General features: G+C 64.7%; 11 protein-coding genes. 8 read left to right on the top strand and 3 right to left on the bottom strand.

The genetic code is table 11. The features are described 5' to 3' along the window. Window position 1: 1 nt before the first annotated feature. Both QWY74_RS11200 and QWY74_RS11195 read right to left on the bottom strand, forming a co-directional pair. Entirely contained in the window at window positions 2-1,414 is a 1,413-nt protein-coding gene (locus QWY74_RS11200) for a cytochrome ubiquinol oxidase subunit I (RefSeq protein WP_264825715.1), read from the bottom strand. A 191-nt stretch (window positions 1,415-1,605) separates the two neighbouring features. Continuing rightward, window positions 1,606-2,583, bottom strand: coding sequence for a calcium/sodium antiporter (locus tag QWY74_RS11195; protein WP_264825713.1), 978 nt, complete (start codon window positions 2,581-2,583; stop codon window positions 1,606-1,608). 164 nt (window positions 2,584-2,747) lie between these two features. Between QWY74_RS11195 and QWY74_RS11190 the strand changes: the two genes are divergently transcribed. From QWY74_RS11190 to QWY74_RS11155, 8 genes are all read left to right on the top strand, one after another. Then, window positions 2,748-4,058 carry a paraquat-inducible protein A gene (locus QWY74_RS11190; RefSeq protein ID WP_264825712.1) on the top strand — a complete coding sequence of 437 codons (1,311 nt, stop codon included), beginning with the start codon at window positions 2,748-2,750 and terminating at the stop codon, window positions 4,056-4,058. Beyond that, window positions 4,058-5,743 (top strand): intermembrane transport protein PqiB, encoded by a 1,686-nt coding sequence (pqiB, locus tag QWY74_RS11185; RefSeq protein ID WP_264825711.1) that lies wholly within the window; start codon window positions 4,058-4,060, stop codon window positions 5,741-5,743. Before QWY74_RS11190 ends, pqiB begins: the two co-directional genes overlap by 1 nt. Beyond that, window positions 5,740-6,336, top strand: a complete 597-nt coding sequence (locus QWY74_RS11180) for a PqiC family protein (RefSeq protein ID WP_264825710.1) — start codon at window positions 5,740-5,742, stop codon at window positions 6,334-6,336. The genes pqiB and QWY74_RS11180 overlap by 4 nt, the downstream gene beginning before the upstream one ends. A gap of 144 nt (window positions 6,337-6,480) precedes the next feature. Beyond that, complete coding sequence (locus QWY74_RS11175) at window positions 6,481-7,797, top strand: DEAD/DEAH box helicase (RefSeq protein ID WP_264825709.1); 1,317 nt, start codon at window positions 6,481-6,483, stop codon at window positions 7,795-7,797. Window positions 7,798-7,894: 97 nt separating this feature from the next. Next, complete coding sequence (locus QWY74_RS11170) at window positions 7,895-8,395, top strand: hypothetical protein (protein ID WP_264825708.1); 501 nt, start codon at window positions 7,895-7,897, stop codon at window positions 8,393-8,395. A gap of 5 nt (window positions 8,396-8,400) precedes the next feature. Continuing rightward, window positions 8,401-9,636 carry an MFS transporter gene (locus QWY74_RS11165; RefSeq protein ID WP_264825707.1) on the top strand — a complete coding sequence of 412 codons (1,236 nt, stop codon included), beginning with the start codon at window positions 8,401-8,403 and terminating at the stop codon, window positions 9,634-9,636. A gap of 37 nt (window positions 9,637-9,673) precedes the next feature. Beyond that, complete coding sequence (locus tag QWY74_RS11160) at window positions 9,674-10,738, top strand: asparaginase (protein ID WP_290314345.1); 1,065 nt, start codon at window positions 9,674-9,676, stop codon at window positions 10,736-10,738. A gap of 201 nt (window positions 10,739-10,939) precedes the next feature. Further along, a complete protein-coding gene (locus tag QWY74_RS11155) occupies window positions 10,940-11,179 on the top strand; it encodes a DUF2789 domain-containing protein (protein ID WP_290314344.1) in 240 nt (79 codons plus the stop codon). An 8-nt stretch (window positions 11,180-11,187) separates the two neighbouring features. On the opposite strand, the gene QWY74_RS11150 is transcribed toward QWY74_RS11155, so the two are convergent. Continuing rightward, on the bottom strand, window positions 11,188-11,610 hold the full coding sequence (locus QWY74_RS11150) for an SRPBCC family protein (protein WP_264825704.1): 423 nt from the start codon (window positions 11,608-11,610) through the stop codon (window positions 11,188-11,190). Window positions 11,611-11,800: the final 190 nt, after the last annotated feature.

Below are 11,800 nucleotides of genomic sequence, written 5' to 3'. Positions count from 1 at the left end.
CTCAGCTCCTGCCCGGTTGACTGGCGGCGTCCTCGAGGGGGACGTGTGTAGCGGAAAGCGGGCGCATCGGCCGCTCTACCTCATCGTCATGCGACTCGAGGTCCGGCAGCATGCCCTGACGCACCACACGGGTCAGGTAGTAGACACCGACCCAGAAGACCACGGCATAAACGGCCACATACCCCAGCAGGGTCGCCAGCGCCATCCAGCCACTCAGCGAAGGTGTCAGCGCCTCGGACTGATCCATGATGCCGTAGACCAGCCAGGGGGCCCGACCGATTTCGGTAACGAACCAGCCGGCCAGCACCGCCACAAAAGGCGAGATGCTCATCACCCGCATCAATTGCAGGAAACCGCGGCTCTCGTAGAGGCGTCCTCTGACACGCAGCCAGAGGCCGGCGATCGCCACTCCGATCATTACCAGGCCGATACCCACCATGACGCGGAACGACCAGAAGACCATCCACACCGGCGGCTGCTCGGCCGGGGCGGCCTCACTGATGCCGGGAATCTCACCCTCGACATCATGGGTCAGGATCAGGCTCGCCAGCCCCGGAATACCGAACTCCACCAAGTTTTCCTGAGCATCCTGGTCCGGCCAGGCGAACAGCAGCAGGGGCGCATTGCTCTGACGCTCCCAGTTGCCTTCCATGGCCGCCACCTTGGTCGGCTGATGCTCCAGGGTATTGAGGCCATGGTAGTCGCCAACCACCGCCTGGGCAGGCGCCAGCACCAGCAACAGCCACAGACACATGGAGAAGGCTTTGCGGTTGGCCTCGACATCACGCCCAATCAGCAGATACCAGGCACTCACGCCGGCCACCACGAAACCACCGGTGAGGAAGGACGCCAGTACCATGTGCGAGAAGCGATACGGGAAGGAAGCGTTGAAGATCACCGCGGACCAGGACGTGACCTCGAAACGACCATTGATCATCTCAACCCCGGCCGGTGTCTGCATCCAGCTATTGGCCGAGATGATCCAGAACACCGAGATGAAGGTACCCAACGCTACCATCAGCGACGCAAAGAGGTGCACGCCCTGGGGTACCTTGCCACGCCCGAACAGCAGCACCCCCAGGAAGGCGGCTTCCAGGAAGAAGGCCGTTACCACCTCGTAGCTGAGCATGGGGCCCAGGACATTGGAGCCGGCCCAGGAGAAGTTGCTCCAGTTGGTACCGAACTGGAAGGACATCACGATGCCCGAGACAACGCCCATGCCGAACACCACGGCAAACACCTTGGCCCAGAAGATCGCCAGGCGCTCCCAGGCCGGGTTACCGGTCTTGTAGAATAGCCCGTTCAACAGGGCAAGGTAAGACGCAATACCGATGGAGAACACCGGAAATATCGCGTGAAAGGAAACCACGAAGGCAAATTGCAATCGTGACAGCAGCAGAGGATCGAGTTCCATATCTGGCTCCAGGTGGCTGCGCGAGACACAAGACAGACAAGGCCTGTCCTATTCTGTATTTCCGGCAATTCCAGAACCCGTCAGCCCTTCGGGTCTGGCGCTACCGGGGATACCCTTATTATCATAACGCCATGTACCGCGGAGTCTAACGTGTCGCATTGTCGCAGCCGGCCACACCACGTCTGCCGCGATCAGGCACCCTGCACCACCAGATGGATCATGAAGCCGCTATAGACCAGGTACATTACCATCAGGGCGCCTCCCTCCAGCCGATTGATGCGTCCGGCGCGCCCCCGCCAGCCCAGCGCAAAGACCGTCATCAGCACGGTCATGGCCGTCATCAGGGCCCAGTCGCGCAACAGCACCTCGGAGGTCACCCCGATCGGCGCGATCAGCGCCGCCAGCCCCACCACGCCAAGGGTGTTGAACAGGTTGGAACCCACTATATTGCCCAGTACCAGATCATGCTCGCGGCGCCTAAGGGCACTGATCGACGAGGCCAGCTCGGGAAGCGAGGTGCCCACTGCCACAACTGTCAGTCCGATGATCAGGTCACTGACGCCAAAGCTCTGGGCAATCGATACCGCACCCCAGACCAGCAGGCGCGAGCTCACCACAAGCAACACCAGCCCGGCCGCCGTCCATGACAGACCACGGCGCAATGACACCGCCTGATGCGCAAGGCTCTGCTGAGTATCCGTGGCCAGCGCGTCGCCCGGGGGTTGCGTGCCCTGCCAGATGGAATACGCCATGAAAGCCGCCAGTATCAGCAGCAGCAAGCCACCCTCGACACGACTGACGACACCGCCCAGCAACAACAGGGCCGACAGGAGCGTTACGGCCCCTAGGACAGGCAGTTCGCGGCGCACCATGCTCGAGTGCACCGCAAGCGGCGAGATCAGCGCCACCAGGCCGAGGATGAGACCGATGTTGGCGATATTCGAGCCATAGGCATTGCCCAGCGCCAACCCCGGATTGCCCTGGTAGGCGGCAATCACCGACACCACCAGCTCCGGCGCCGAAGTGCCGAAACCAATCACCAGCATGCCGATCAACAAGGGCGACACCCCCAGATGCGCCGAAGTGGCGGCAGCACCGTCGACGAATCGCTCGGCGCTCCACATCAAAAGCACCAGACCCACCATCACCGCCAGAAGGGAAAGCAACATGCTAACTCCTGTCACATTCGAGACTGTATGTTTGTCTGTGGTTCCGGGGGCGTCAACGTGACACACTTGCCCTCTGGAAAACAGCAAAAAACCGACTGCTGAATCACGCCAGCTCCAATGAGGATGTCGCGCTCGTGCCAAGGCCGATTCCCCCGCACATTGCAATGCCCAGACCCGCTCCGCTGGTTGACCGCACGCCGCCGGAGGCGCGTCATTCGCGGCGGCGCCTGCGTGCTTGTCACCACTGTGACTGGGTCATGGCACTGCCGCCGCTAAATTCCGGCGAGCAGGCCAACTGCCCGCGTTGTGGGCATGCCGAGGTGAGGCGCCACCGTTACCCGGCGCAGCGCAGCATGGCCCTGGCCCTGGCCTCACTGATAACGCTACTGGTCGCGGTGCTCCATCCCTTTCTGGGCTTTAGCGTCCAGGGCGTCAGCAACCATATCGAGCTTACCCAGTCGGCCACGCAGCTCCTCGGCTTCCATGAGCCCGTGGTCGCGATCGCCGTGCTGCTGACTATCATGGTGCTGCCGTCACTTTACCTGCTGAGTGTGATCTGGCTGCAGGCCGGACTGCTGTGGGGCCGCCCCCTTCCCTTGAGCCGTGGCATTGCCCGCTCACTAGCGCATCTCGAGCCCTGGATGATGGCCGATGTCTTCCTGGTCGGCACCCTGGTTAGCCTGATCAAGATCGCCGGACTGGCGGACATCGACCTCGGCGCCGGCTTCTGGGCCTTCGGCGTTTTCGTGGTGCTGCTTGTGGCCACCAGCCAGTCCCTGGACCGCGACTGGTTATGGTTCGCCCTGGCCGGCGAGCCCGCGGCTCCGGACGCCACCCGCACCGGCGAGACCGCCTTCCCCCAGGGCCTCACCAGCTGCCACACCTGCGGGCTGATCAACCGCCTGGATTCACAGGGCAAGGGCCGTTGCCGACGTTGTGGCGAACACCTGCATAGTCGCCGCCCCATGAGCCTGCAGCGCACCTGGGCTCTTCTCGCCGCCGCGGCCATCCTCTACATTCCGGCCAATGTCTATCCGATCATGACCACCACCAGCTTCGGACGGGCCGACCCTTCGACGATCATCGGCGGCGTGTTCAAATTGATCGAGACGGGCTCTTGGCCGGTAGCCGTCGTCATACTGGTGGCCAGCGTGCTGGTACCTCTGGGCAAGCTCGTGGTTCTGGCCTGGCTGTGCCTGGTCGCGCCCAGGGCCCATCAGTTCAACGCCCTGACGCGCACCCGGCTGTACCGCTTGACCGAGTTCATCGGTCGCTGGTCCATGGTCGACATCTTCGTGGTGGCCGTGCTGGTCGCATTGATCCGCGCCGGCCAGTTGATGTCGATCACCCCGGGGCCCGCTGCCCTCGCCTTTGGCGCCGTAGTGGTCATCACCATGCTGGCGGCCATGAGTTTCGATCCCCGGCTGATCTGGGATACGCCTGTTGAACAGCAACACAAACAAGGAAGCGTTTGATGAATAACAGCCCTGTCGACAACGATCGGGAAGACAGCGAACACCGGGCCCGGGCGAGTCGCCAGGCTCCCCTGTCGCCGATCTGGATCGTACCCATCGTGGCGCTGCTGATCGGTGCCTGGCTGGTCTATGACAACTATGCCAGCCAGGGCCCAATGATCACCCTGACCATGGACAGCGCCGACGGCATCGAGGCCGGCAGCACCATGATCAAGACCCGCAATGTCGAGGTCGGGCAGATTGAGTCGGTGTCACTGTCGGACGACCGCTCCCAGGTGGTCATGCAGGCCCGCATGTCGGAGCAGGCCGAACCCATGCTGGTCGCAGACACCTCCTTCTGGGTGGTCAAGCCGCGCATCGGTCGCGAGGGCATCAGCGGCCTCAATACCGTGCTGTCCGGTTCCTATCTGCAACTGGAGCCCGGCCGCAGCGACGAGGAAGCGCGCTCCTTCGAGGTCAGCGATCAACCGCCCGTGGCCGCCCCCGGGGCCGAGGGGCTGCGCATCAACCTGACCAGTCAGGTCGGCAACGCCCTGAGTGTCGGCGACCCCATCACCTATCAGGGATTACCGGTCGGCCGGGTCGAGAAGGCCGACTTCGACATCGACAACCAGAAAATGCAGCACCGGGTTTTCATCGAGAGTCCATATCACCGCCTGATCACCCGCAATACGCGCTTCTGGACCACCAGCGGCATCGACTTCAGCCTGGATTCCCAGGGCATCAACATCCAGGTGGAGTCCGTGGAGGCCCTGCTCGGCGGCGGCGTCACTTTCGGGGTGCCCGACGACCTGCCCCAGGGAGACCCCGTCTCTTCCGATACCCACTTTACCCTGCACCCCGACGAGCAGAGCGCTCGCCAGGGGACCTTCGACGAATACCTGGAATACGTGCTGCTGATCGAGGACACGGTCCGCGGCCTGTCCAAGGGGGCGCCGGTCGAGTTCCGTGGCGTGCGCATCGGCACCGTGGCCAGCGTGCCCTGGAACTTCACCGCGCCCCAGCTGGATGGCCGCGACCGCCTGGCCATCCCGGTGCTGATCCGCATCGAGCCTCAGCGGCTCGGCATCGACAACCAGGAAATGGACCTCGAAGAATGGGAGGCCCGCTTCAAGCGGCTCTTCGAACGCGGCCTGCGCGCCTCGCTGAAGAGCGGCAGCCTGCTCACCGGTGCGCTCTTCGTCGACCTGACCTTCGATGACCAGCGTGCCGGCGAATACACCGCCGAGACCTTCGTGCAACACGATGTCTTCCCGACCACCTCCACCGGCCTCGCGCAGATCCAGTCGCAGGTGACCAACCTGCTCGACAAGCTCAACGGCCTGGAAGTCGAACCGATCCTCACCGGCCTGGACGACAACCTGTCCACCTCGAAGGCCATGCTGGAAGAAGTGCGACAGTTGACCACCAGCGTCGACAGCCTGGTCAAGGATCCACAGACCCGGCAACTGCCGGCTAACCTCAACACCACACTCAAGGAACTGCAGTCCACCCTGCAGGGACTGTCCGCCGACTCGCCGGCCTACCGCGAGCTGACCGACACCCTGGACCAGGTAAGGCGCCTGATGCGTGACCTGCAACCCGCGGCGCGCAAAATCAGTGAGGATCCCCGCGCCCTGCTTTTCGACACCCAGGAGGGCGAAGACCCGATACCGCGCGCCCCCGGCACAAGGAGTCAGCCATGAAACCACGCGGCCTCGCCACCCTCTTGACCGTCTCGCTGGCGGCACTGGTCATCAGCGGCTGTGCCACCAGTCAGGCACCGGTCGAGCTCTACACCCTGCCCGACGTGCCGATCAGCGAGAGCGATGTAGCGGCGTCCGCCGACCACCAACTGGTCATACGCCCTGTTCGCCTGGCCAGCTACCTGGAAGTCGAGGGCATCGTCTTTCAGGTCGACGACCTCACCGTCAGGGCCGCCCAGGGCCACCAATGGGCCGAGCCGCTGGGAAGTCAGCTTGAACGGGGCCTGCGCGACCGACTTGCCGCCAGGCTCGGCGATACCCGGGTGATGCTCGACAGCGATACCAGTCGCCAGGAAACCCCGCTGGCCCTGAAGGTCGAGATGACCCGCTTTCAGGGCCGTCACGATGGGGAGGCCATCGCCGAGGGGCGCTGGATGCTGCGCGACCCGCAGGGCGAGCTACTGGCCCTGACCCCTTTCCGGCTCACCACCACCCTCAAGGCCGATGGCTACCCGGCCCTGGTCAAGGCCCTGGGGGATGATCTGGACCGCCTCGCCGACCGGCTGGCGACCGACATCCGGCGGCTGCGCTGACGTCATCGCTATGGCATAATAAATACTGGCGCGGCAACGCTGGTCCCTCCTGCCGCGGCCAACCCTATTTTCTGCGTCTCGATCCGGGACTGGCCGATGGCATGACGCCATCGGCACGGGTCGCGACGTTGTTGCGGAGACTGCATGAGTTTTTCCGACCTGGGCCTCAGGCCTGAACTGCTCGGTGCCATTCAGGCACAGGGCTATAGCGAAGCGACCCCGATCCAGCGCCAGGCCATTCCGGCCGTGCTGGATGGCCAGGACCTGCTGGCCAGCGCCCAAACGGGCACCGGCAAGACCGCCGGCTTCACCCTGCCAATGCTGCAACGGCTGGCCGGCGGCAAGCGCCCCGCCAAGCGAGGCGTGCGCGCCCTGGTGCTGACACCGACCCGCGAGCTCGCCGCCCAGGTGGGCGAGAGTGTCCGCGACTATGGCCAGAACCTGTCACTGACCTCCCACGTCATTTTCGGCGGCGTGGGCCAGCAACCCCAGGTGGATGCCATCCGCGCGGGGCTCGACATCCTGGTGGCCACCCCCGGGCGTCTGCTCGATCTCCAGCAGCAGGGTCACGTCGACCTGTCCGGCGTGGAGATTCTGGTCCTCGACGAAGCTGATCGCATGCTCGACATGGGCTTCATCCATGACATTCGCAAGGTCCTCAAGCTGCTGCCGGCCAAGCGCCAGAACCTGCTGTTCTCGGCCACTTTCTCCAACGAGATCCAGACCCTGGCCAACCAGCTGCTCGACAACCCGACCCTGATCGAAGTCGCACGCCGTAACACGACGGCCGAAACCGTCGACCAGGCCGTCTATCGCGTCGACCGCGAGAAAAAACGCGAGCTGCTGGCCCACCTGATCCATTCCCAGCGCTGGTTCCAGGTACTGGTGTTCACCCGCACCAAGCACGGCGCCAACCGTCTCGCCGAGCATCTGGGAAAACGTGACATCCCGGCCATGGCCATCCACGGCAACAAGAGTCAGTCGGCCCGTACCAAGGCCCTGACGGCCTTCAAGTCGGGCGACCTGCAGGTCCTAGTGGCCACCGACATCGCCGCGCGGGGCCTGGACATCGACGAGCTGCCGCATGTCGTCAACTTCGAGCTGCCCAATGTGGCCGAGGACTATGTGCATCGCATCGGTCGCACCGGCCGAGCCGGTAACGAAGGCCAGGCCGTCTCGCTGGTCTGCGTCGACGAACACGGCCTGCTCAAGAACATCGAGCGGCTCATCAAGCGCGATCTGGTCAAGCACATCGAGCCCGGCTTCGAGCCCGACCCTAATGCCAAGCCCGAACCCATCGAGAATGGACGAGGTGGCCGGGGCCGCGGCGGTGGCGGAAAACCGAGTGGCGGAAAACCGGGCGGCGGCAAGCCCGGCAACAGCGGCGGCACCTCGACCAGCGACGATTCGGCGCGGCGCAAGCGTCGCCGGCGTGGCGGTCAGAAGCGCCAGCAAGCCTGACATCGCAGCGCCATGCATCACCCTGACGGCTTGGCATCCGGCGCCTGCCGTCAGCGACACGACCTGCATTCCCATTGAATCAAAAGCAAGGAACGCCATGGACACCCAGAACCTGCTCCGTGACTACAACCGCTGGCTCGCCTTCCAGCGTCAGGCGCAACTCGAGCGCGAACACAACGCCGCCATGCGCGAGATGGAAAAAGCCCGTGTCTCGGCCCAACGCATGACCGAGGCCTATCGCAGCATGGCCGAGAAAGCCGCCAGCGAAGGGGCCTGCTATCGCACCCTCTTCCTGCGCGATGTAGAAGGCCAGGCAATGGCCTGCGAAGGCTGGCTGTTCGTGCGTCGCGTCCTCGCCGAGGGCGGCAGTACCCGCGTGCGAGCGACACTGCTGACCACCTTCACCCTGCAGGATGGTCAGCTGAACCCGGGCGACCAGCCTGCTGAGAAAGTCACCCTGGAAATCTACGAGCACCTCCGGGTCAACCAGAGCATGGCCAGCATGGGCCGCGTCGACCGCATCAATGGCGGCAATGATGTCCAGTTCATCACCCTGCTCGACTCTGCCCGCGGCGACCTGGGCTCCTACCTCAAGTAACCCTCATGCCCAGTGTTCGCCAGCCAGCGCCAGCCCGGTCTTCACTGCATCCGGTGTCCTTCATGCTGCTGATGGTGCTGGTCGGCCTCAACCTGAGGCCGGCCCTGTCCTCCCTGGCCCCGCTGCTTCCGCGTGTCGAAGCCTCGACCGGCATCAGCAACGTCGGCATCGGTGCGCTGACCACCCTGCCGGTGCTCTGCCTGGGCCTCTTTGCCCCGCTCGCCCCCTGGTTGTCAAACCGTCTGGGTGCCGAGCGCAGCCTTTCGGCTGCACTGCTGGTGCTGGCCACGGGCCTGGCCCTGCGCGGGCTGGCTACCCCCTTCTGGCTGTTTGCCGGCACCCTGCTGGTGGGCGCCGGCATCGGCGTGGTCGGCAGCCTCCTGCCGGCCTTCGTCAAACGTGAACTGCCCCGAGCGGCAGACCTGACGACCGGTGTCTATACCATGGCCCTGTGCCTCGGCGGCGCCCTCGGCGCCGGGTTGAGTATCCCCATGGCCGAGGCTCTCGGCAGTTGGTCGCTGGCGCTGATGAGCTGGTCGGCCCTGGCCATCGCCGCCCTGATCGCCTGGTGGCGAATGATGCCGCAACCTTCGACGCCCGGCACACGCCCCGCCATTACCGGCAATACCCGCGAGCTGATGCGCCAGCCACTGGCCTGGCATGTCATGTTGCTGATGGGCGCCCAGTCGTCACTGGCCTATATTGTCTTTGGCTGGCTACCCAGCCTGCTGATCGAGCGAGGCTACGATGCCGCCCAGGCGGGCTGGATGATGGCGGCCTCGGTGATGGTCCAGTTGTTCGCCGCCCTGGCCGCTCCCTGGATCGCCCGGCTCGGCCGCGACCAGCGCCCGGTGCTGCTGCTGACCCTGTCGATGGTCGCCGGCGGATTGAGCCTCCTGCTGGTGGGGCCCATCGAATGGCGTTGGGCGGGCGTGCTGCTGCTTGGCCTGGGCCAGGGCGGCGGCTTCAGTATGGCACTCACGCTGATCGTGCTGCGTACCGCCGACTCCCGCCTGGCCGGCAAGCTGTCAGGCCTGGTGCAGGGCGGTGGTTACACCCTGGCCGCCCTGGGGCCGCTGGCCGTAGGCGTGATGCGGGATTTCGAGCTCGGCCTGCCCATCATCAACCTGGCCCTGCTGAGCATCGCCGTGCTAGCCGCTGGCTTTGCCTGGCTTGCCGGACGTCAACGCCGCCTGGAGCTGGATGACCAGGGCCGGCTTTTCACGCGCGTATATCGCTGAAGCGACATCGTTGACCGAGGATCCCCGAGGAGCCCATATGCCATCCAATCCGTCTACCGTGCTGGTCATCTATACGGGGGGCACCGTCGGCATGGTGGAGAGTGCCGACGGCCTGGTACCGAGTCGCGATTTCGAGCAGCGGCTGCGCCATCACCTCGCCGGGCTGGCCCCGGATCAGCGCAGCCGCCTGCCCGACATCGAGTGGCTGCAGACCGACCCGCCCATCGATTCCAGCGCCGCCACGCCCAGTGACTGGCAGCACCTGGCCGCCCTGGTGGCCGAGCATTATGCCCACCATGCCGGCGTGGTCATCCTGCATGGTACCGATACCCTGGCATGGACGGCCTCGAGTCTGGCCTATCAGCTCCAGGGCATCGACCGCCCGGTCGTGCTGAGCGGTGCCATGGCACCCCTGGAAGCACCCCACAGTGACGCCTCGGACAATATCCAAATGGCCCTGCGCTTTGCCGCACAGCCCGGCCTTCAGGAAGTCGCCATCTGCTTCGGCGGGCAACTGTTGCGTGGCGCACGCAGCCGCAAATGGCAGACTCACCAGGCGGCGGCCTTTGCCAGCCCCAACTACCCGCCCCTGGGGGCCGGGGACAGGGATGGCATCCGGCTGTTCGACGAACGGGGCCTGAACGCCCATCAACGCGGCGCACCACGTCTTGAACGCCCCGACTATGCGGGCCTCGCCGCGGGGAGTGTGCCACGCCTCGTGCTGTGGCCCGGTATCCGCGCCTGGCAGCTCGAGGCTTGGCTGCTCGACGATCGCGTCCAGGGCGCACTGCTGGAGGTCTGGGGCGGCGGCAATGTGCCCCAAGACCCCGAGATTCTCGGCGTCCTGGCCCGCGCCAGCGGAGAAGGCAAGCTGCTAGCCGCCATCAGCCAATGCCCGCACGGCGCGGTCAACATCGGCCACTACGCCGCCGGCTGTGGGCTGATCGACGCCGGGGTGCTCTCCGGCGACGACATGACCCCCGAAGCCGCCGTGACCAAGCTGATCCACCTGCTCGCCCAACCGCTGGACAACGCCGAAAGGCGGCGACGCTTCCTGACCCCGCTGGTCGGCGAACGCAGCGCATCTACGGGCGGGGGGTGAGCTGGAAGAGGGAAGAAAAAAGAGGGAAGAGGAAAGATGGAAGGCAGCAGGGACTCTGAGACCTTGGGTCAAGGTTTTCGTCCAGCTTAAAGCTTATGACTTCGAGCTCCTTCTTACTTCTTACTTCTTCCCTCTTCCCCGAGCACACCATCCCATCAACGTCTAGGCTTCTCACATCGACTCACTTTGCGAGGAACAACGATGGAAGCCTATGACCATCCCTTCAGCGAACTCTTCGATCAGCTCGGCCTGGCGTCGGACCCCGAGTCCATCAAGCGCTTTATCGACCACCATGCGCCCATCCCCGGCGACACCGCCCTGCCCGACGCGGCGTGCTGGAACGAGGGGCAGTCGGAGCTGCTGCGCGAGGCGCTGGAGGCCGACGCGGACTGGGCCGAGGTGGTCGATCACCTGGATGCCTCGCTGCGAAAATCCGGCTGAAGCGGACATCACTCCCCAGCGTGGAGACGGGCGGCAACGCGGTCGAGGATCTGCTGGCTGACGCGGTTGACCAGCGGACTGGCCGCCCGCCTTACCGCCTTTTCGACAAAGCGATTGTGAATCTCGTAATCGACCCGTAGTGCCACCCGGGTTCCCTCCGGCACCTGGGCGAGCTCGTAGCGCCCGGTGTTGTGAACCCCATCCACGGACTCCCAGGCCAGCACCGAGGGAGCAACCGACTCGGTGATCGCCACATCGAAGGTCCAATCCATGCCCACCGCCCTGACGTGCCAGCGATAATGATCATTGCCCAGAGGTTCGATGTCCTTGATCAGATCCGAATAATCGACGAAATCCTCGACCCGCTCGAGCAGAGCAAAGACCCGCTCGGGTGGCGCATGCAGCGTGGCGCTATGTTCGATCCTGGCCATGATGACCCCATGAAAGCGTGTATTGGCTCGACAGCACAGCGCTGTCCGTCCTGAACCGATGCCGAGCAGTATACCAGCCAGAACCGGGCGCCCGAACCTGAATCAGGGTGATGGGCCAGTTTGCAGAGCGACACGACCCATGCACCTGGCGCCACCGCCACGGCCCACGTAGACTATGCACCGCCGGACC

Source organism: Halomonas almeriensis, assembly GCF_030409235.1.
GTDB lineage: Bacteria > Pseudomonadota > Gammaproteobacteria > Pseudomonadales > Halomonadaceae > Halomonas > Halomonas almeriensis.
This window is presented reverse-complemented; position numbering and strand designations above follow the sequence as displayed.

Coding starts and splice junctions, on each gene's coding strand:
- QWY74_RS11200 (WP_264825715.1), bottom strand. CDS start 1,414: ATGGAACTCGATCCTCTGCTGCTGTCACGATTGCAATTTGCCTTCGTG.
- QWY74_RS11195 (WP_264825713.1), bottom strand. CDS start 2,583: ATGTTGCTTTCCCTTCTGGCGGTGATGGTGGGTCTGGTGCTTTTGATG.
- QWY74_RS11190 (WP_264825712.1), top strand. CDS start 2,748: ATGCCCAGACCCGCTCCGCTGGTTGACCGCACGCCGCCGGAGGCGCGT.
- pqiB (WP_264825711.1), top strand. CDS start 4,058: ATGAATAACAGCCCTGTCGACAACGATCGGGAAGACAGCGAACACCGG.
- QWY74_RS11180 (WP_264825710.1), top strand. CDS start 5,740: ATGAAACCACGCGGCCTCGCCACCCTCTTGACCGTCTCGCTGGCGGCA.
- QWY74_RS11175 (WP_264825709.1), top strand. CDS start 6,481: ATGAGTTTTTCCGACCTGGGCCTCAGGCCTGAACTGCTCGGTGCCATT.
- QWY74_RS11170 (WP_264825708.1), top strand. CDS start 7,895: ATGGACACCCAGAACCTGCTCCGTGACTACAACCGCTGGCTCGCCTTC.
- QWY74_RS11165 (WP_264825707.1), top strand. CDS start 8,401: ATGCCCAGTGTTCGCCAGCCAGCGCCAGCCCGGTCTTCACTGCATCCG.
- QWY74_RS11160 (WP_290314345.1), top strand. CDS start 9,674: ATGCCATCCAATCCGTCTACCGTGCTGGTCATCTATACGGGGGGCACC.
- QWY74_RS11155 (WP_290314344.1), top strand. CDS start 10,940: ATGGAAGCCTATGACCATCCCTTCAGCGAACTCTTCGATCAGCTCGGC.
- QWY74_RS11150 (WP_264825704.1), bottom strand. CDS start 11,610: ATGGCCAGGATCGAACATAGCGCCACGCTGCATGCGCCACCCGAGCGG.